The sequence below is a fragment of the Uruburuella suis genome (genome assembly GCF_004341385.1).
Lineage (GTDB): Bacteria > Pseudomonadota > Gammaproteobacteria > Burkholderiales > Neisseriaceae > Neisseria > Neisseria suis.
In genome coordinates, this window is sequence record NZ_SLXE01000003.1 from 62,746 (window position 1) to 82,303 (window position 19,558).

Here is a 19,558-nt window from a genome sequence, read left to right on the forward strand (position 1 = left end):
GGTGGGGTTAAAACTTGTAGGTGTATTGCAGGCCGAGAATATTGGCGCTGCTCTTGAAGTTGGCGCTGCCGTTGGTGCGGCTCGATACGCAGGCTTTCGAGCCCGCGCCGGCCTGTGCTGCCCCACACCAGCCGTTTACATTGGCGCTGGCGTTTTGGATAAACAGATGGCTGTAGGCGGCGTTGATGCTGTGCTGCTTGTTGATGTCGTATTTCGCGCCAAACGAGAGCCAGATGCGGTTGCTGTCGGGCAAGGTGCTCATGCGGTAGTCGGCGCTTTTCACCGGCGATTGGTCATAGGCCACACCGAAACGCAATTGCAAAGGCTCGCTGTATTGGTAAGACGTGCCCACGGCCACTTTATAGGTGTTGCGCCAGTTGGGGTTTAAGATGGTTTCGTTGCTTTGGGTTTGCCCGCCGGTGGTGGGGTCGGCCACAACTTTGGCGTTGCCGTATTTCAGGTGCGCCTGGTTGAAGCGCGAGTGGCGCGTCCAGGTCACATCGCCGTAAACATTCCATTTCGGGTCGATTTTATACATACCGTGCAAAGATAATGATTCGGGGGTGGTGATTTTCACCGAAGCATCTTCTTTTTCGGCATAGCCCGCGCCGCGGATGGTGGGTGCCAACACCGGATTGGCAAAGCCCGGGCCTACCAAATGCCATTCGGCATCGCCGCTGAGGTTGTGTTCTACTTTGGAGCGGTAGTTCACACCCACGCGCGCACGCTCGTTGATGTCCCACATCCAGGCGAGGTTGTAGCCGAAGCCCCAATCATCGCCGTGTACTTTGGCATAGCCGTCAGCCATGCCGTTGGCACCGGCAAAAGCACCGAAGTTGGCATATTGGCGCAGCTTGGCTTTGGAATTTTGCGCCACCACGCCCAGCGCCACGGAATGCTGCTCGTTCACTTTATAGGCCACGGTGGGTTGCAGGGCGATGGTGCGCAGGCTCAATTCGTTGAGGTTGTAGCGCAACACCGAATTTTCATCATATTCGGTGCCCGAGCCGAAAGGCACATACATGCCGAAGCCCAGCCACACTTTGTCGTTTACCTGATGCGAAATATAGCCGTGCGGCGCAATCACCACATCATCGGTGATTTTGCCGTCGCGCTCGACATTGGCCGAGCCGTCGGGCGCACGGGTGATTTCGCTGCCGTCGGGGTAATAGGCTTTGCCATCTTTATATTTCACGTTCGGGGCCACGATGTTCAGGTTAATCGTGGCTTGTGTGCCCTCCAGCTTGGTGAGGCCGGCGGGGTTGTAAAAGAGGGTGGAAGGGTCGGCGGCTTCGGCGGCCGATGAGTTGGCCGTGGATTGGCTGCTCACCGATTGCGTGCCGAAGTGGTAGCCGGATGCCCAGGCCGATTGTGCCAAGAGCGCGGCGCTGATGATCAGGGCGCTTTGCTTGATGCGGGTGGTGTTGATTTTCATGTTGTTGCTCCTCTAAAGTTTTATAAAAGTTTTCAGACGGCCTGTAATGTGAAGCCGAACTTACTTTATAAAACAATTTCTCCGTTTATAGAACGATTACTTTATATAATTTGTTTGTTTTTAACGAATCTCTTGTACTGCAGGTATTTTTCTTGTGGCTTTTCAGACGGCCTGTGGCTTTGCGGCCGTCTGAAAAGTGTTGCTTAATGTTAACACCTTATGCGCAGCGCTTAGAAAACGTGGCGTTCGAGCAGTTTTTCATCGTGCTGGCTGAGCATCATGTCGAAATCATCCACCATAATCACGTTGCGCTTGAGCTGGCGCGCGCGGGTAACTTGGTCAAACTCGGCCTGGCTGATGTCGCCGTTGTCCAGCGCTTCTTGCAATCGCAGCGCGGGCGAGGGCTGCACGAGCTTGCCTTTGCGAGTAAGGTTGCGCAGCTTTTTCTCCACCGGCTCGGCGGCAATCACGGCGGCGTGGGCAATGGGCAAGAGGCCGATGGCTTCTTCTTCGTTATCCGGCACAAACATGCCTTTTGAAAGGCGCTCGAGCATGCCTTCGTTTTTCATCATGTCGTCGGCCACGCGGCTGGCGAGCTTGTCGGCCGGTGCGCTGATGTTGTGGCCCAGCGGCATGGCAAGCACACGCAGCACCCACGCCAAGGGGCGCATCGGCAGGTTGCGCAGCAGGCCGTCGAGTGCGGTTTGCGCGTCATACAGGGCTTGTTCGACGGCATAGCGCATAATGGCCAAATCTTCTTTGGGGCTGCCTTGGTTTTCAAAGCGTTTCAACACGGCGCTGGCGATAAAGAGGTTGGACAAAATATCGCCCAAGCGCGCGGAAATCTTCTCTTTAAACTTGAGGCTGCCGCCGAGGCTGAACATGCTCATGTCGGCCACCAGCGCAAAGTTTGCGGCCAGGCGCGTCATTTGGCGGTAGTAGCGGGCGGTTTCTTTGCTGCCTTGGGGTGCAGCGGTAAAGGCACCGTTGGTGAGCGAGAGCCAGAAGCTGCGGAAAGCGTTGGTGAAGGCGAAGTGCAGGTGGCCGCCGAATGCTTTTTTGAAGGCTTTGGCATCATTGTCCATCGCGGCGCGCATTTCTTTCAGCACAAACGGATGGCAGCGAATCGCGCCCTGGCCGAAGATAATCATGCTGCGGGTAAGGATATTCGCGCCTTCCACGGTGATGGCCACGGGAATGGCTTGGTAGGCTGCGGCCAGATAGTTGCGCGGGCCCAGCACCACGGCGCGGCCGCCGTGAATATCCATCGCGTCATTCAAGGTTTTGCGCATGCGTTCGGTGTTGTGGTATTTCAAAATCGCCGAAATCACGCTGGGTTTTTCGCCGCTGTCGAGCGCGGTGAGCGCCAAATCTTGGGCGGCTTCCATTTGATAGGTATACATGCCGATGCGCGATAAGGCTTCATCCACGCCTTCAAATTTGCCGATGGGCAGGCCGAATTGGTCGCGGATGCGGGCATAAAGCGCGGTGGTGTAGCTCGACATTTTGCCGGCAGCCACCGAGTTGGCGGGCAGGGAAATGCAGCGGCCCACCGAGAGGCATTCCACCAACATCTGCCAGCCTTTGCCGGCATAATCCACGCCGCCGATAATCCAATCGAGCGGGATAAACACATCTTTGCCCCAGGTCGGGCCGTTCATAAACACGCTGCCGCCCGGGAAATGGCGACGGCCGATTTCCACACCTTCGTGATGGGTGGGAATCAGGGCGCAGGTGATGCCGATGTCTTTTTTATCGCCGAGCAAGCCGTCGGGGTCGTACATTTTAAATGCCATGCCGAGCACAGTGGCCACGGGCGCGAGGGTAATCCAGCGTTTTTCCCAGGAAATGCGGATGCCGAGCACATCGTTGTGTTGTTCGCCGGTGGTCGGGTCGGTGTAGCTGCCTTTGCACACCACGCCGAAATCGGGAATGCTGCCTGCATCAGAGCCGGCATGCGGGCTGGTGAGCGCGAAACAGGGAATTTCCAAGCCTTTGGCCAAGCGCGGCAGATAATAATTTTTCTGCGCTTCGGTGCCGTAGTGTTGCAGCAATTCGCCCGGACCCAATGAGTTGGGCACCATCACGGTAACGGCGGCGCTGCCGGCGCGGGTGGCCACTTTCATCACCACTTTGGCGTGGGCATAGTTGGAAAACTCAAGGCCGCCGTATTCTTTTTTGATAATCATGCCCAAGATGCCGCTGTCTTTAATGAATTGCCAGGCTTCGGGCGGCAGATCTTTGGTTTCGTGCAGCATTTTCCAATCGTCGAGCATTTTGCACAATTCTTCCACCGGCCCGTCGATAAAGGCTTGCTCTTCGGCGCTCAAGGAAGGCGTGGGGAAAGCTTTGAGCTTGCTGAAATCGGGCTTGCCGGAAAAAAGCTCGCCATCCCACCACACGGTGCCGGCATTAATCGCATCGGCTTCGGTTTCCGACATGGCCGGGGTGATTTTTTTATAGATGCCGAAAATGCGGCCGAGGATAAAATCGCGCGCAGGCGGCAGGCAGCAGGCTGCTGCAATAACCAGCACGGGGATATACGCCCACCACGAAGCGCCGCCGAGCGCCAGGCCGACAACGGCGGCCAGCGAAATCAGCCAGGCGGGGCTGCGGAAGTAGGCGGCAATGCCCACCAAAACAAGCAGCAGGATAAGACTCAGCATTTCGGTTCTCCTTTGGTTTTCTCAACTGAGGTTTCAGACGGCCTTTCGAGCCGTGTTGTGCATTTCATGTTGTTCAAACATGGAATAGGGATAAATCGTTAAAGAGGCATTTTCAGCCCGGCCACCACAAAGGGGCGCACATGGCGCGCCACCTGGGCGGCGTTTTTGGCATTCACGGTGCTGGCCGGTGCCAGCGCTTTGAGCACATCGTTGCCGGCAAAGGCGTTAAACAACGTGCTCAAGGCCAAATGCATGCGCCAGCGGCAGGCTTCGGGTGGCAAATCAGGCAGTGCGCGGGCAAAAGCGGCATAAAGGCGGTCGGATAATTCGGAAAATTCCAGCGCCAACGCTTCGCGAAAAATTTTGTATTCATCAAGCATGAGCCGCGACACGAGCTTGGCGGTGGTGCCGGCCTGGCCGTCGGCTGCGTTGACCAAATTCAGGCACGAAGCGATAAAGCTGTCGGTAAGGTGCTCGGGCGTGAGCGCCTGCTGCTGCGATTCGGCCGCTTGCAGCATGGTGAGCACATCTTCTAAAAAGGGCGCAATGCGGCGGTGGATCACCGCCAGAAAAAGCGCTTCTTTCGAGCCGAAATGGTAATGCGCGGCGGCCACGTTCACTTGCGCTTCGCGCATAATCTGCCGCAGCGATGAGGCGAAAAAGCCGTGCAGCGCAAAATGGCTTTCGGCGGCGCTCAAAATGCGGGTGATGGTTTGGCTGTCGTGCGGGTTTGTGCTCATGCTCTAATTATTCAAAAAAATTGAAACAATCGTTTGAATGAAACATACGTTTGAATTTGATTGATGTCAACACTTTATCAAAAAGTATTTTAGAGCTTAGGTTCAGACGGCCGGGAAGAAAAGAGAAGTTCTTTCAACTTCGTTGAATATCAGGCGGTGCGGTTGGGCATGATTTTGAATCAGCCGGATTCCAAGCACGGAGATGAATGCGTGCGGCCACAAACCGTTGCCGCACGCATTCAGTCAAAACCATTTTGCCGCAAACAAACAGGCCGTCTGAACATAAAGTTTCAGACGGCCTGTTTGTTTGCCCATAATCGGCTTGGGGTGATACACAATCGCGCTGCGTGTGCATACCCGCCACGCTTATCCGGCCATTCAGCGTTGCGGCGCTTGGCGCTCTTGCTGCGGCATTTGGCGCGGTTTGCCCGGGCGATCGCCGCGCTCGGCGCGTTTGTTTTGGCTCTCTTGCCATTGTTTTTGCTGCGCCGGTGTCAGCACTTGGAAAATCGCATGGCGTTTTTTCAGCTGCTGCATCTCTAAATCGGCATGGCGCTGCTGAGATTGGGCGCGCGCCTGCTCGCGCTCGGCAATCAGGCGGCGGGCGGCGGCTTCGTCAAACGTTTTGTTGGCAATCAGGCTTTGCTCGGCAGCCCGATGCGCTTGGGCTTGCGCGCGCATTTGATTGCGCTGGGCTTCGCTCAGCTCGGTTTGAGCGGGGCGGCCTTCCTGCAAAATGGCCTGAATGCGGGTTTTCTGTGTGGCACTCAAATTGAGCGCCTGCAAATCGCGCGGCAATTCGCCGCGTTTGAATTCGCGCGTTTGCTTGGGTTGCTGCATATTGGCGGCAGAATCGGCGGCAACGGCTGCACCGGTGATGCCCAACAGGGCGGCTGCAGCAATGGCGGTGATTTTTTTCATTTCGGTTTCCTTGTTTGGTTTGGAGGGAATAACGGCTGCCATCATAGCCATTTTATGTGTTAAGACGGCCTTTGTTTGGGTAAATCATGTTTGAATTGGCGTTAAACCTGTTTTCACGCAAGAAAGCTTTCAAGGCCGTCTGAAAGCTTTCGGGCGGCTGCGGCTGCCCGGGCGGGCGAAATCCGCTATAATCCCGCTGCAAACCTCTATCTTGATAAGGAATCCGGCATGAAACTACTCGTTATCGGCAGCGGCGGACGCGAACACGCGCTGGCGTGGAAACTGGCGCAATCGCCCAAAGTATCCGCCGTGTATGTGGCGCCCGGCAACGCGGGCACTGCGCGCGAGCCCAAGCTGCACAACCTGCCCTTGAGCGCACATGCCGATTTGATGGATTTCTGCCGCCGCGAAGGCATCGCCTTTACCGTGGTCGGCCCCGAAGCGCCGCTGGCCGCCGGCGTGGTAGACGATTTTCGCGCTGCCGGCCTGCGCATTTTCGGCCCCACGCAATATGCGGCGCAATTGGAAAGCTCGAAAGATTTCGCCAAAGCCTTTATGGCCAAATACGGCATTCCCACCGCGCACTACCAAACCTTTGAATCGGCCGCGGCCGCGCATGATTATGTGGCAGCCAAAGGCGCGCCGATTGTGATTAAGGCCGATGGGCTGGCCGCGGGCAAAGGCGTGATTGTGGCGCTCAGCGAAGATGAAGCGCATGCGGCCATCGACGATATGCTCTTGGGCAACAAAATGGGCAACGCCGGCGCGCGCGTGGTGATTGAAGACTTTTTGCAAGGAGAAGAGGCCAGCTTTATTGTGATGGTAGACGGCGAAAATGTGCTGCCGATGGCCACCAGCCAAGACCACAAGCGCCTGCTCGACCAAGATCTGGGGCCCAACACGGGCGGCATGGGTGCCTACAGCCCCGCGCCGGTGGTGACGCCCTCGGTGTATGAGCGCGCGATGAACGAAATCATTCTGCCCACCGTGCGCGGCATGCAGGCCGAAGGCCACCCTTTCAGCGGCTTTTTATATGCCGGCCTGATGATAGACAGCCAAGGCGCGCCTTACACCATCGAATTCAACTGCCGCTTCGGCGACCCCGAAACACAGCCGATTATGAGCCGGCTTGAAAGCGATTTGGCCGACTTGCTCGAAGCGGGCATCGCGGGCAAGCTTGACGGCGTAGAAGCCCAATGGCTGCCGCAAACCGCCGTGGGCGTGGTGCTGGCTGCCGCCGGCTATCCCGACACGCCGCGCAAAGGCGACATCATCAGCGGCTTAGATGAAGCCGACCAAATCGGCAAAGTGTTTCACGCCGGCACCTCGGCCGATGCCGAAGGCCGCATCCTCACCAACGGCGGGCGCGTGTTGTGCGTGGTGGGCTTGGGCGACGATGTGGCCGCGGCCAAAGCGCAAGCCTATCAGGCGCTGGGCAAGGTGCATTTCGACGGCATGCAATACCGGCGCGATATTGCCGACAAGGCGATTAAGGCTTGAGCCGTTTGGCGCTGCTTGTGCAAATCAGTAAAAGGCCGTCTGAAACCAAAGTTTCAGACGGCCTTATATATTGCACCCCATGAAACAGGGGTCTTGACAAGATTTAAATTATCTTAACGCATCGCCCCTTTAACCAGCCAAGTGAAGGGGCGAAATCATGACTAAAGAACAAATCCAATCCATATCTACCGATAACAAAACCGTTATTGTCAACAAAATCAATAAAAAATACGAGCTGACTTTTCGTAAACAAAACCGTCTGATGTGCACAATTTGGCTGCACCACTATCAGCAAATTGACCCGATTATCACAAAATTTTTAGCAACCGGTGAAGTGGATGCCGGTGGCGTTTGGATGGTGTAAGCATGAGTGCGCAAATTGTCCAAAAAGAGGCCGTGGCGGCGGCGGCTGATGGCGGGCGCGCTTGCGCGCGCGCAGCAGACGCTGACGCGCAAGGCCGCCCCCCTAGACTAACAGGGGGGGAGCAAGCCAAAAGCCCAAATGTCACGGGTACGGAGCAAGCTAGCCAAATTGAATATTTTTCCCATTTCATCACAGACGGGAAAGGCCGTTTGATTGAAGTACCACAGCGCAAAGGCAAGCAAGACGGCGTATTTATTGACTGGATTAGCTTTACTTTTCACGAAGATACCTTGTTGCAATATTCAAAATGCCCGTTGGTCTCTGACAATGAATATATGTATGTCTTGAGTGCTGAGCTTAAGCGCATTTTCGGATTCGGCATTTCGCACAAGTGCAAATCAAAGGGAAACAAGTTTTATGAAATGATGTTTCGGCTTGGCTCAGATGAAGCCGATTATGGTGAAGTTCATTACGGCGGCCAGCGTGACACCGTTTTGATTGAGCTTAAAGGCTTGGGCTGCAACTTGGCAGAAAAAGGCTGGGAAAGCCGCTTGTGCGAATTTTTAAAATCAGCCCTGCGCCCCCGCATAACCCGTGTTGATTTGGCATTGGATTTTTTCAGCGGTGAATACAGTCCTGAACAAGCGCTTTTAGATCACGATAACGGCTTTTTCGACAATCACAATATGCGCCCGAAATCTGAAATGTATGGCACTTCATGGCGCAAGGAAGACGGTAGCGGCAAGACGTTTTATATCGGCAAAAAGAAGAACGCCCGTTTTGTGCGTGTGTATGAGAAAGGCCGCCAGCTTGGCGATAAAGATAGCAAATGGTGCCGTTTTGAAATCCAGTTCAATCATGGTGATATAGAAATTCCCTTGGATATCCTGCTTGATGAAGGTGGCTATTTCTCCGGTGCATTTCCCATTTGTTCAACTTTTGAAAATATGAGCCAAGAAAAGCGCATTGCAGTGCGTGAAAAAACATTGAATTTGAGTTTTGAGCACAAGATTAAGCATGCCAAAAATGCGGTTGGCCGTCTGATAAATTTTATGGTTGATGTCGGCTTAGATGAAAAGCAAATTGTGGAAATGCTCAAATCTGATGATGACGGAAAATATCCAAAAGGGCTTGAGCCTGAACGCTTTGACGTGGAAGAACTGTTAAATCATAAGCAAGATGAATATTTGCACAATTCAGCCGAAGCCGATTTAGCTCGTGAAATGGATGAATATTTAAGCTTTGTAACGTCATCGGAATTTAAAGGCAATGAGCGGCTTCTTCCGTTTGAAACAAAGCTGAATAAGCAGGATGAAGAATATGAAGTTTGGCTATCCCGCCAAAACATGAAAATGTCATCGGAAGCAAAGCAGCTTGAACATGCAGAATTTGAACATCAGGAAATGATAGCCCGTATCAAATGGCAGAATATGAAATATAAGTATTCGCTGGCAACTTTTAAGAATTACCGCAAAAAACCGTTTTAAGAAAACCCCTCCCTAAATTGAAAGGAAATGAAATGTTTGAACAAAATCAGATTGTCCAATACCCCGCAACTTTGTTGGGTGCAAAGAAATTCAAGGGCGATATCGACGGTAACAAAATCGATAGCTGTACCGTGCTCGTTGCCACGCAAATGCCGTCTCAAACGGGCAATGCAGTGGGCTTTACAGCGGCCAATATGCGCTTTGGCGATTCCGACAATTTCAAGCGCTTGGAAAACCTCAAATTTCCCATTGCGGTCGTAATCACGGTTGAAATGACTTCAACGGGCAAAGGCTTATCGCCTGTACTTCGTGATTTCAGTGTTCAGCCTCAAGCGCCTGCCAAGTCTTAACTGAAAAGGGGGGGGGCTTTATGTCTCAATTTGAAGAAAAGTACATCGTTCAGGATTTGGAAACACATGAGTTTCTCTATCCTGATCCGTTCGGGGATGTCGGCCAAACACCCAATATTAAATCTGCGGGTCATTACGACACGCGAGAAGACGCATTAAGCGCGGGTGTGGAAGAAATCGGGAATGAGTTTGTTATTTTCTCGTTTTTTGTAAGAGCCGAAAAATAACCAGTTTCAAGCTCGGCGGGTGGCTTGGATATCCTTCACATAGCCCGCAACATCTATTTTTTTAAAGGAAAACAATCATGAAATTCATGAATCAAGCAAAGCGCCACGGCGCAAAACTGGCTGTTGTAGTGGCCGCTCCGCTCGCCTTGGCTGCGCAAGCCTATGCGGCAATCCCTGAAGAAGCAAAAACCGCCATTGAAGGCGCAAAATCTGATGGTATTGAAGCCGGTTGGCTCGTAATTGGTGCTATTGCTGCTCTTTTCGTCTTCTCACTCGTTCGCCGTGTTTTGCGCTAAGAAGGCCTGAAATGTACTACCAAGTCGGAAATCAATGTTTAGAGCAGCAACAGGCCGAAAACGTCTATTTCGGCTTGGTGGTACCTGTGCTTACACAAGAGGGCCAAATCATAAAGCCCGAACACAACGGCACTGCGTGGCAGCTAAACGGCCAAATCATCCAAGCAAATCTGCCCGAATGCAATCCTGCCGAAAGCGTTAAGAACGGCTTAGAAATCGGCTGGCTCGTCTTTGGCGTTATGGCCGCGTGCTACTTTGTAATTGTCATAAAAAGGCTGCTTAAATGATTGATATCTACTTTTTGCTAGGCCTTGCCGTGCCCGTCATCATCGGCATGATGATTTTTAAAGACTGATAAATATGCTAAATTCACGCTTTCGACAAACCAATAACGAAAGTGAGAATTTAAGATGTTTTATATCACAGAAGACGAATTAAGATTCAAACAAGATACGGTTAAAGAATATTTTAATCAAAAGCTTAATGCTATCTGCATGTCTGAATTATTTATTTTGAAAGATAAATATCCTGTCAATGCAGATTATTTTATTAACTTCGCAAAAAGCTATTTTCAATTTTATTTGAATAGAACTTATTTAGATGATGTTGTCGTCTTTTTTGAGGATGGTTCTATTTTGAAAATTCATTTTAATGAAAATGGGTTCAGTTGGTCGGAACATTATGATAGTCAAATTTCAACTGCATTTTATTATGGCCGTTATTCTATTCGGCTTTAGTTTTGTCGCGTTTAGTGCTGAATTGCAGGTCGTGCCGTCTACAGGTAAATTAGGTTATCCCGTTGGTGATTACAATGCTAACGGTATTCGTACTTGGAGAACCTTAGACGGCAATTTTGTTAAAGAGTATTCGGCTAAATATGATAGAAATTTGTTCATTCGTGATTTAGAGCGCAAAGTTCGTTCCGCCAATACCGTCCCCGTTGTCATAAATAAAAAAGTCCCCAAAAAAACAGTACTAACAAACCTCTTGAAGCTCGCTCGTGTCGGCGGTGGCGCTGCTGTGGGTGTCGGCACCGGCCCCGTTGGTTGGGCTTACAACGCCTACACCGCCTATACGCTTGTTGAGCCACTTTTGAGGGCAGAAGATTACGTTTGGGATAATGACAAAAAGGATTTTGTCACAACAAAAGACTACGTCATGGTCGTAGAAGCGTCTGACAATAAACAAACTATTATGGCGCGATATGGCATATCAAAAGATAGCTATAAATATGGCTACACCTCGTATAAATACGCCGCTGACGGCCTATGCAATAAAGCTACATCTTTACTGAAGCATACTATTGCTCGCGGTGCGTTTCACGATTACACGCCTAATGGCTCGCTCTATACCGGTATTTGTGAGGTTGTTAAAAATGGTGATGAAAGAGCTTTGGCAATTTGGCGAATAGAGGAAAATAGGGATAAAGTAATAACACAATCGGAATTTGATGAAATTATCGGCCCTCAGGCCGATCAGTCACCAGATAGATTTGTAAACGCAACCGCCTATCAAAGTGGTGAAGTCCCCGGCGAATCTGAAGCAGGCGTAACCGTCCTCAACAATACGACAGCACAATCATTGCCCTACACAAACGCCAATGGGCAAGTTGTACAAACCGTTTGGAATTTTACAACCATCATCAACGCCGCCGGCCAGCCTGAAACGCGTGTCACCTCTCACGATGTGCCACGCCCCGATTTGCAACCCGATTCCCCGCAAGCGCCAAGTACGGGCGGTAGCACCGGTTCAAACCCCGGCAGCAACACAGGCGGCCAGCCCGGTTCAGACGGTTCGCCCGGTTCAGACGGTTCACCCGGCTCAGACGGTTCGCCCGGTTCAGACGGTTCACCCGGTTCAGACGGCCAGCCAAAACCTAACCCAAATCCCAATCCCAATCCAAACCCTAATCCAAATCCAGACGATAAGCCTGATGAAAAGCCGCAAGAAGGCTTCTTGTGTAGCCTTTTCCCCGATATTCTCGCCTGCCAGCTAATGGGTGAGCCTGATGAATCTATATTTGATGATATAGAAATACCTCAAGCAGTTAATGATACGACTTGGCAGCCAGATAATTTTTTACCGTTAAACGGTGTTTGTCCTCAACCTAAAATTTTTCATGTTGTTGGCCGCGAATTCAGGATTGATTATTCCCCTTTATGTTCTTTTTTGGAAAATGTCCGTTTCATGATCCTTTTGGCTTTTACTGTTGCAGCTGCTTATATAAGCTTTGGCGGATTGAGGAGTGATAAATAATGCCTGTTGCTTTGATACCATTTATAGCGTTGACGCTCAAATATCTTGTTGTAAGGTTGTTGATTGCGTTTGGTGTTGCCGCTGTTACATATGCTGGTTATTCCGTTGCAATGACTACTTTTAAAGACTACATAGTTCAAAATATGCAGTCTATGCCTGTTGATATATTGAATCTCCTTTTAATTTCGGGGTTTGGCCAAGGTTTGGGCTATATATTTGGTGCATTCGCTTTTAAGGTCGCTATGACAACAATTAACAAAATAACTATGCTAGTACCGGCTGGGGGTAAATCATGATCTATTTATTCACAGGCAACATGGGCACCGGCAAAACAAGCCGCGTGGTCGCCATGATTTTAGACAACGAAGACAATCTATTTAAAATGACGCTGGAAGACGGCACCGAAGTAGATAGGCCGCTTTATTTTTGCCACGTTGACGGCTTAAACGCCAAAAAGTTCAAGGCTCACGAACTAACAGAAGAGCAAATTCAGGCCGCCCCGCTGCGTGATGTGATACCGCAAGGCGCGGTGTTAATCGTGGACGAAGCACATTACACCTATCCCGTTCGGGCAGCGGCTCGCGGTGTGCCGCCCTATATCCAAGAATTGACTGAGCTGCGTCACCACGGCCACACCGTTATCTTGATGACCCAACACCCCAGCCAGCTTGATATTTTTGTCCGCAACCTCGTTTCGAAACATACACATATTGAGCGTAAAGCCATCGGCCTGAAGCAATACAGTTGGTACAAATGCGTTACCAGCCTAGACAATCCCGCCGCCGTATCAGGCGTTGAATCATCAGGCTTCAAGCCGCCTAAAAAAGCGTTTCCGTATTATAAATCATCCAATCAGCATAAAGGTATGCGCCAGAAGATACCTAAAGCCGTCTGGGCGCTTGTGCTGATTTTGGGTTTTATCGGCTGGAAAGGCTACGGCGTTTATAGTTCATACCAGCGCGGCGTTAATCCCGAAGTTGTACAGACACAAGAACAAAGCCAGCAAGCCGAATCAATACCTGAAATGCAGGTGTCCAATAGGGCCCCATCTGCTTCTATGGGCGGCGATTTGACCGCCACGCTGTTTGTGCCCACGCTGGCCGAAAAGCCCGAATCCAAGCCGCTTTACAACAGCGTGCGCCAAGTAAAAACCTATGAGCGTATCGCGGCCTGCGTTGGCGGCGGCCAAAGCGGTTGCACCTGCTATAGCGATCAAGCCACGCCGCTTGCCGAAGTCACAGAAGCCATGTGCCGCGAATACGTCAAGAACGGTATACCGTTCAACCCGTATAAAGACGATAGTCAAGCCTTTCAGGCGGCCTATAGCCAGCCTGCTGATACGCATGCCACCTCAGGCCGCCAAGTGGCCGTAATGGGCGGGAAATCGCCGCAAAGCCTCATGTACGACAATTACGCAAAAGGAGGCCTCAATTAATGAAAATCAGATATACCGATTATGAGTCTGAACGAGATTTGAATATTCACTTCATGTGCATTATTGCTTTGGTTAATTTTGGCATGTTTGAATTCATTAGATTGTTTTTGATACTCTATTTTAATAGTTGATTAAATTACTCAACCTACCAGTGCAAAAAACGGCCACGTTCGTGGCCGTTTATAAACTGGGCGGGTTATTGACTAAACAGCATAATCAACGCTAATATAGCTCTAACGTCAATCTTGACTGTAAAAAGCAATTTCCCAAATCTCAAGGTAATTTGCATTTTAAAAATCTCCTGCTTGGTTAAAAACTCGGCAGGTAAAGCAAAATCCCTAAGTTGCAGCTTGGGGATTTTTGCTTTTCCCGCCTGCTGCATTTTGGTTCCAATTGTTCAAATCTAAATCATAATTTTCCTTTCTATTTTCAGTTGATTAGTTCGTCACCGGGGATTTTTCCATTAACATAAAATCTTTCTCGTTCTGCACTTTCCCCGCTTCATCGGGATGGAGGAGCTGAGAGAGGGGCAAACCTTAGTGACACTGTTTTTTTTATCGGTCTGGTATCGCATCGGTCGGGGTTGCGATTGACTTAAAAGATGATTTGCCCGGGTTGCAAGGGGAAGGTTTGTAAAGACGGCTTTATCGTCTTTATGAATACCCCTTGCAACCCGGGCAAATTGTCTTTTAAATCGCGTTTAACCCTGACTGAAGCGATACCAGACCGATAAAAAATACCAGTGGCACGGCACGCTAAGCAACCTTACCTGAAGACGCTTCAAACCTAATCATGTACCATAAAGACGGCTCGGATATGCGCATATCCGAACCAAGGCAATCTAGGCAGTAAAGCGGCCAAAACCAGCATTAAAGTTGCCACAAAGATATGCCGGATTGCCTACCCAACTCCGAAAATTGAATATCATCAAAGCCGCTTCGGTAGGCTGTATAGATAAGGATAATTGCCCGTGAATGTAATTGGATTGGATATATCAAAAGACACAATAGACGTTTGTCTAGATCCGACAAAAGGAGATAAAAGCTATTTGAAGATAGAGAACAGCATAAACGGTTGCAGGGTCTTGCAAGACTGGATTAAAACAAAGAAAGTGCGTAAATTTTTAGTGGCAATGGAAGCAACGGGAATCTACTATGAGCAAGCAGCAGATTACCTGAGCCGCCATGCACCTGTTTACGTCATTAATCCGCTTAAGATAAAAGAATACGCAAAAAGCGTATTTTGCCACACCAAGACGGATAGAGCCGATTCAGCGTTAATAGCAGATTATGCTAAGCGCCATTCAGACAGACTTAATACCTATACCATTCCACACGATAGGCAGCTACAGCGCCTGATAAATTTGCAATTGCAACTTAAAGAACAAATAAAACAGGCAAAAAATAGGCTGCACGCATCACAAGACGATTTTATAGCTGATACTCACAAGGCAATAATCTGCTTTCTTGACGCCAAGCTTGACCAAACGGCCAGCGAATTAGACAGCCTGATTAAGCAACAAAATGCTTTAACACGGCATTTTGAAAACATCAAAACAATACCCGCTATCGGCAAAGAAACAGCATTAATGCTGCTTCACCATCTCATGGCAAAACCATTTCAGACGGCTAATAAATTCATCTCATTCGCGGGATTAAGCCCAAAAATCGAACAATCAGGCACAAGCGTGGACAGGAAACGAAAAAACAAATACGGGCATAAAAAGCTAAAGCAATCGCTATTTATGCCCGCCCTCGTAGCGTTCAGAATGGGCGCATTTCCGCAATTTGTAAAAAATCTGCAAGAATCAGGCAAGCCAAAGATGGTGATTATCGTGGCCATTATGCGCAAACTGGCAAAACTCGCCTACTATATCTTCAAAACAGGCCAGCCATACGACAAATCGCGGCATCAAGCAGCCTAACCATAATTAACAAAGCCTGCATCTATGACTTAAGCATAGATGCAGGCTTATTGCATTCTCAAAAAAAGTTCAAACTAAATTCGCAATAAAATCAGTTAATTGCAAATTAATTTAAATAACTATGTTGACTGTGCAATATATCATCTTTGTGTATCATGCGTACGATTGCGATTTATAGTGGAAGGAAAGAAAAACTTATACAGGCGAATGTAACAAGCCATATGCAGAAGCCGTTTAAACCGCGTGCGTGGCTGCGCCACACACCCTGCACACGATGCTAAATTTCTTATTTTTTTATAAGTTTTTCATTCATTCCACTATATTTATATTTTGACAAAGCCAATCGGATCTATGTTTTTTGTTCAGACGGCCAATAACGTTGTAGGTCGGATACTTGTATCCGACATTTTCTCAGCCCCGAAAAATCTTGTTCTGCGAACAAGCGTCGGATTCGAGAATCCGACCTACGCCCACTTGTATCCGACATTTTCTCTTGTGCAAATCAGTAAAAGGCCGTCTGAAACAAAACTTTCAGACGGCCTTTTGCTTTACCGCTGTTTATTCCGGCCGCATTTGCGGGAACAAAATCACATCGCGGATGCTGGGCGCATCGGTGAGCAGCATCACCAAGCGATCCAGCCCGATGCCGCAGCCGCCGGTGGGCGGCAGGCCGTATTCCATGGCGCGGATGTAGTCGGCATCGTAGTGCATGGCTTCGTCGTCGCCGGCATCTTTTTGCGCCACTTGCGCTTTGAAGCGGGCGGCCTGGTCTTCGGGATCGTTCAATTCCGAATAGCCGTTGGCCAGCTCGCGACCGACCACGAATAATTCGAAGCGGTCGGTGAGGCCGGGTTTGCTGTCGGATGCGCGCGCTAAGGGTGATACTTCAATCGGGTAGTCGATGATAAAGGTGGGGTTCCACAGTTTGCCTTCGGCGCAGCCTTCAAACAAGGCCAGTTGCAGGCTGCCGATGCCGGGCGCGGGTGGGATTTTTTCGCCGTGTTTGACGATTTCCTGCTTCAGCCATGCTTCATCATTCAGCTGCTCGTGGGTGTATTGCGGATTGTATTTTTGAATGGCTTCCAGAATGGTGAGGCGCTCAAACGGGCTTTCCAAATCCACTTCGCGGCCGTTGTAGCTGATTTTGGCGCTGCCGCAGGCGGCAATGGCGGCGGCACGGATTACGCCTTCGGTCATTTCCATCATGCGCTGGTAGGTGCAGAAGGCTTCGTAGAATTCCATCATGGTGAATTCGGGATTGTGGCGGGTGCTCATGCCTTCGTTGCGGAAGCTGCGGTTAATTTCAAACACGCGCTCCAAGCCGCCGACCACCAGCCGCTTTAAATACAACTCGGGCGCAATGCGCAAGTAAAGCGGCATATCGAGCGCGTTGTGGTGGGTGGCGAAAGGCTTGGCCGTGGCACCGCCGGGAATTGAGTGCATCATCGGGGTTTCCACCTCGAGATAGCGTTCGTTTACCATATGGTGGCGCACGGTTTGGATAATCTGGCTGCGCTTGATAAAGGTATCGCGCGATTCCTGGCTGGTAATCAGATCCACATAGCGTTGGCGGTATTTGGTTTCCTGATCGGCGAGGCCGTGGTGTTTGTCGGGCAGCGGGCGCAAGGATTTAGACAGCAGATGCAGCTTGCTCACGCGCACGGTGAGCTCGCCGTGGTTGGTTTTAAACAAGCTGCCCTCGGCGGCGATGATGTCACCCATGTCCCAATGTTTGAAGGTTTGATGCGCTTCTTCACCCACGCCTTGATTGTTGATATAGAGCTGGATTTGGCCGCTCATGTCTTGAATGGTGGCGAAGCTGGCTTTGCCCATGGCGCGTTTGAGCATCATGCGGCCGGCCACTTTAACGGGAATTTCCTGCGGATCTAAATCGGCTTTTTCGAGCGCGCCGTATTGCGCCTGCAAATCGCCGGCAAAGCTGTCGCGTTGGAAGTGGTTGGGAAAGGCGATACCGTGTTGGCGGATTTCGTTTAGTTTTTCACGGCGCAAAGCAATGATTTGGTTTTCGTCGAGCTGAGCCTCTTCGGCCTGCGGAGTGTGTTGGTTTGTCATTTTGGTATCCGATAAATAAAGACAGGCAGTGTGCACTGCCTGCTTATACCCCATTCAAAAAGCAACCCGGTGGCCTTGTGCCGCTTTGTCGGCTTATTTTTGAATGGGGTATTATTCAATGATTTGGGGCATATTTTACGCGGTTTTGCGCCGTTTGAGTAGGGACGCGGTGCAAATGCCGTTGGATGGGCTTTTATCGTGCCAAAGGCCGTCTGAAAGGCGGCAATGCTTTTCAGACGGCCTTTGAGCGTTTTAAAGATTACAACACTTCCACCGCGAAATCGGCCAGCCGCGAGCGCTCGCCTTGTTGCAAGGTGATGTGGCCGAAATGCGGCCAGCCCTGAAAGCGGTCGACCACATAAGCCAGGCCGCTGCTGCCTTCGGTGAGATAGGGCGTGTCGATTTGGGCGAGGTTGCCCAAACACACCACTTTGGTGCCGTTGCCGGCGCGGGTAATCAGGGTTTTCATTTGCTTGGGCGTGAGGTTTTGCGCTTCGTCGATAATCAGAAATTTATTCTGAAACGTGCGCCCGCGCATAAAGTTGAGCGATTTCACCTTGATGCGGGCGCGGATTAAATCGGCGGTGGCTTTTTTGGCCCAGGTGCCGAATTCGGGGTCGCCCTCGCTGCCCAGGCCGGTGAGCACTTCGAGGTTGTCTTCGAGCGCGCCCATCCACGGGTTCATTTTTTCTTCTTCGCTGCCGGGCAGAAAGCCGATGTCTTCACCCACAGGCACGGTGATGCGGGTCATGATGATTTCGTTGTAGCGTTTATGGTCGAGCGTTTGGTTGAGTGCGGCGGCTAGGGTGAGCAGGGTTTTGCCGGTGCCGGCCTGGCCGAGAATGGTGACCAAATCGATTTCAGGGTTCATCAAAAGATTGAGCGCGTAATTCTGCCCCCAGTTGCGCGCGGTGATGCCGAACACGTTGTGGCGGATATTGCTGTAGTCTTTCACGGTTTGCAGGGTGGCGCGCCCGCCTTGCTGCTCGATTACGCGCACTTGCAGGGTTTGCGCTTCGTTGTGGTCGAGCAGCAATTCGTTTACGCGCAAAGCGTCGATATCGGGGCCGGCCACTTCGTAAAACACGCTGCCGGCTTCTTGCCACGAATTCAGATGGGTGCCGTTGTTTGCCCAAAAATCGGGCGCCAGCTCGCGGTAGCCGCTATAAAGGATATCGCTGTCTTCCAGCACTTTATCGTTGGTGTAGTCTTCGGCGTGCAGCCCGAGCGCGCGCGCTTTGATGCGGATATTGATGTCTTTAGACACCAAGGCCACATCATCGTAATCGCTGATTTTGTCGGAAAGCGCCTTCACAATGGCGAGAATTTGGTTGTCGCCCTTGCCAGTGGGCAGGCTCTCGGGCAGCGGTGCGGCTTCGATGTGGGTTTGCAGCACGAGCTTGCCCTGCGCTTCGCTGCGGCCGGTGCAGGAAAGCGGAATGCCGCTGCTCAAAAGATGCGGGCCGGCATTAATCATTTCATCGAGAAAGCGGCTGGCCTGGCGGGCATTGCGCGCCACGTCGGACATGCCTTTTTTGTGTGCATCCATTTCTTCGAGCGTGATGATGGGGATATAAAGATCATGCTCTTTGAATTTAAACAGGCTGGTCGGGTCGTGCAGCAGCACATTGGTGTCGAGAATAAACAGCTTGCGGCCTGAGCCTTCGAGATTGGGGGACATAAGCGGCGCCTTCTGTGGGGTTGGAGAAAGTTAGAGCGGATAAAGCGCAAATGGTGCGGGCAAGGCAGCATATCGGCAGTGTGTCAGCGCTGTTTGACAATCAGATGACTGTTTGCTTTTGTAAAGACAACAATCTGTAATAAAAGGCTATTTTTAAATTTGCACATATTTTTAAATTTGCACAAAAGCAGCCGCAGCATGGA

Annotated in this window: 18 protein-coding genes; 12 read left to right on the forward strand and 6 right to left on the reverse strand. The window is 50.8% G+C overall.

Annotated elements, in window-relative coordinates; genetic code table 11:
* Nucleotides 1-7: 7 nt before the first annotated feature.
* The 4 genes from EV680_RS01895 to EV680_RS01910 form a co-directional block, all read right to left on the reverse strand.
* Nucleotides 8-1,435: an OmpP1/FadL family transporter gene (locus tag EV680_RS01895; RefSeq protein WP_132952642.1), complete on the reverse strand. Its 1,428-nt coding sequence runs from the start codon at nt 1,433-1,435 to the stop codon at nt 8-10.
* Between the two features lie 230 nt (nt 1,436-1,665).
* On the reverse strand, nt 1,666-4,101 hold the full coding sequence (locus EV680_RS01900; protein ID WP_132952644.1) for an acyl-CoA dehydrogenase: 2,436 nt from the start codon (nt 4,099-4,101) through the stop codon (nt 1,666-1,668).
* A gap of 98 nt (nt 4,102-4,199) precedes the next feature.
* Nucleotides 4,200-4,841, reverse strand: coding sequence for a TetR/AcrR family transcriptional regulator (locus tag EV680_RS01905; RefSeq protein ID WP_132952647.1), 642 nt, complete (start codon nt 4,839-4,841; stop codon nt 4,200-4,202).
* A gap of 378 nt (nt 4,842-5,219) precedes the next feature.
* Nucleotides 5,220-5,762, reverse strand: coding sequence for a Spy/CpxP family protein refolding chaperone (locus tag EV680_RS01910; RefSeq protein WP_165870888.1), 543 nt, complete (start codon nt 5,760-5,762; stop codon nt 5,220-5,222).
* 228 nt (nt 5,763-5,990) lie between these two features.
* Here EV680_RS01910 and purD point away from each other — a divergent pair, with 228 nt between their 5' ends.
* From purD to EV680_RS01975, 12 genes are all read left to right on the forward strand, one after another.
* Entirely contained in the window at nt 5,991-7,262 is a 1,272-nt protein-coding gene (gene purD / locus EV680_RS01915) for a phosphoribosylamine--glycine ligase (protein WP_132952651.1), read from the forward strand.
* Nucleotides 7,263-7,419: 157 nt separating this feature from the next.
* Entirely contained in the window at nt 7,420-7,626 is a 207-nt protein-coding gene (locus EV680_RS01920; RefSeq protein WP_132952653.1) for a hypothetical protein, read from the forward strand.
* Nucleotides 7,627-7,628: 2 nt separating this feature from the next.
* Nucleotides 7,629-9,113 (forward strand): replication initiation factor domain-containing protein, encoded by a 1,485-nt coding sequence (locus EV680_RS01925; RefSeq protein ID WP_132952655.1) that lies wholly within the window; start codon nt 7,629-7,631, stop codon nt 9,111-9,113.
* A 32-nt stretch (nt 9,114-9,145) separates the two neighbouring features.
* Nucleotides 9,146-9,463: a hypothetical protein gene (locus EV680_RS01930; RefSeq protein ID WP_132952657.1), complete on the forward strand. Its 318-nt coding sequence runs from the start codon at nt 9,146-9,148 to the stop codon at nt 9,461-9,463.
* A 20-nt stretch (nt 9,464-9,483) separates the two neighbouring features.
* Entirely contained in the window at nt 9,484-9,690 is a 207-nt protein-coding gene (locus EV680_RS01935) for a hypothetical protein (RefSeq protein WP_132952659.1), read from the forward strand.
* A gap of 77 nt (nt 9,691-9,767) precedes the next feature.
* On the forward strand, nt 9,768-9,986 hold the full coding sequence (locus EV680_RS01940; protein ID WP_132952661.1) for a major capsid protein: 219 nt from the start codon (nt 9,768-9,770) through the stop codon (nt 9,984-9,986).
* An 11-nt stretch (nt 9,987-9,997) separates the two neighbouring features.
* Nucleotides 9,998-10,273: a hypothetical protein gene (locus tag EV680_RS01945; protein ID WP_132952663.1), complete on the forward strand. Its 276-nt coding sequence runs from the start codon at nt 9,998-10,000 to the stop codon at nt 10,271-10,273.
* Nucleotides 10,274-10,396: 123 nt separating this feature from the next.
* The gene (locus tag EV680_RS01950; protein WP_132952665.1) at nt 10,397-10,723 is read left to right on the forward strand and encodes a hypothetical protein; all 327 of its coding nucleotides are present in this window, start codon (nt 10,397-10,399) and stop codon (nt 10,721-10,723) included.
* Nucleotides 10,698-12,242: an IgG-binding virulence factor TspB family protein gene (locus EV680_RS01955; protein WP_165870889.1), complete on the forward strand. Its 1,545-nt coding sequence runs from the start codon at nt 10,698-10,700 to the stop codon at nt 12,240-12,242. The genes EV680_RS01950 and EV680_RS01955 overlap by 26 nt, the downstream gene beginning before the upstream one ends.
* Nucleotides 12,242-12,538, forward strand: coding sequence for a DUF2523 domain-containing protein (locus EV680_RS01960; protein WP_132952668.1), 297 nt, complete (start codon nt 12,242-12,244; stop codon nt 12,536-12,538). Before EV680_RS01955 ends, EV680_RS01960 begins: the two co-directional genes overlap by 1 nt.
* Entirely contained in the window at nt 12,535-13,677 is a 1,143-nt protein-coding gene (locus EV680_RS01965; RefSeq protein ID WP_132952670.1) for a zonular occludens toxin domain-containing protein, read from the forward strand. Before EV680_RS01960 ends, EV680_RS01965 begins: the two co-directional genes overlap by 4 nt.
* A 970-nt stretch (nt 13,678-14,647) precedes the next feature.
* A complete protein-coding gene (locus EV680_RS01975; RefSeq protein ID WP_132952674.1) occupies nt 14,648-15,601 on the forward strand; it encodes an IS110 family RNA-guided transposase in 954 nt (317 codons plus the stop codon).
* 558 nt (nt 15,602-16,159) lie between these two features.
* On the opposite strand, the gene lysS is transcribed toward EV680_RS01975, so the two are convergent.
* Both lysS and EV680_RS01985 read right to left on the reverse strand, forming a co-directional pair.
* Nucleotides 16,160-17,674, reverse strand: coding sequence for a lysine--tRNA ligase (gene lysS / locus EV680_RS01980; RefSeq protein WP_132952676.1), 1,515 nt, complete (start codon nt 17,672-17,674; stop codon nt 16,160-16,162).
* A gap of 259 nt (nt 17,675-17,933) precedes the next feature.
* Nucleotides 17,934-19,355 carry a PhoH family protein gene (locus EV680_RS01985; RefSeq protein WP_132952678.1) on the reverse strand — a complete coding sequence of 474 codons (1,422 nt, stop codon included), beginning with the start codon at nt 19,353-19,355 and terminating at the stop codon, nt 17,934-17,936.
* Nucleotides 19,356-19,558: the final 203 nt, after the last annotated feature.

Coding starts and splice junctions, on each gene's coding strand:
- EV680_RS01895 (WP_132952642.1), bottom strand. CDS start 1,435: ATGAAAATCAACACCACCCGCATCAAGCAAAGCGCCCTGATCATCAGC.
- EV680_RS01900 (WP_132952644.1), bottom strand. CDS start 4,101: ATGCTGAGTCTTATCCTGCTGCTTGTTTTGGTGGGCATTGCCGCCTAC.
- EV680_RS01905 (WP_132952647.1), bottom strand. CDS start 4,841: ATGAGCACAAACCCGCACGACAGCCAAACCATCACCCGCATTTTGAGC.
- EV680_RS01910 (WP_165870888.1), bottom strand. CDS start 5,762: ATGAAAAAAATCACCGCCATTGCTGCAGCCGCCCTGTTGGGCATCACC.
- purD (WP_132952651.1), top strand. CDS start 5,991: ATGAAACTACTCGTTATCGGCAGCGGCGGACGCGAACACGCGCTGGCG.
- EV680_RS01920 (WP_132952653.1), top strand. CDS start 7,420: ATGACTAAAGAACAAATCCAATCCATATCTACCGATAACAAAACCGTT.
- EV680_RS01925 (WP_132952655.1), top strand. CDS start 7,629: ATGAGTGCGCAAATTGTCCAAAAAGAGGCCGTGGCGGCGGCGGCTGAT.
- EV680_RS01930 (WP_132952657.1), top strand. CDS start 9,146: ATGTTTGAACAAAATCAGATTGTCCAATACCCCGCAACTTTGTTGGGT.
- EV680_RS01935 (WP_132952659.1), top strand. CDS start 9,484: ATGTCTCAATTTGAAGAAAAGTACATCGTTCAGGATTTGGAAACACAT.
- EV680_RS01940 (WP_132952661.1), top strand. CDS start 9,768: ATGAAATTCATGAATCAAGCAAAGCGCCACGGCGCAAAACTGGCTGTT.
- EV680_RS01945 (WP_132952663.1), top strand. CDS start 9,998: ATGTACTACCAAGTCGGAAATCAATGTTTAGAGCAGCAACAGGCCGAA.
- EV680_RS01950 (WP_132952665.1), top strand. CDS start 10,397: ATGTTTTATATCACAGAAGACGAATTAAGATTCAAACAAGATACGGTT.
- EV680_RS01955 (WP_165870889.1), top strand. CDS start 10,698: ATGGCCGTTATTCTATTCGGCTTTAGTTTTGTCGCGTTTAGTGCTGAA.
- EV680_RS01960 (WP_132952668.1), top strand. CDS start 12,242: ATGCCTGTTGCTTTGATACCATTTATAGCGTTGACGCTCAAATATCTT.
- EV680_RS01965 (WP_132952670.1), top strand. CDS start 12,535: ATGATCTATTTATTCACAGGCAACATGGGCACCGGCAAAACAAGCCGC.
- lysS (WP_132952676.1), bottom strand. CDS start 17,674: ATGACAAACCAACACACTCCGCAGGCCGAAGAGGCTCAGCTCGACGAA.
- EV680_RS01985 (WP_132952678.1), bottom strand. CDS start 19,355: ATGTCCCCCAATCTCGAAGGCTCAGGCCGCAAGCTGTTTATTCTCGAC.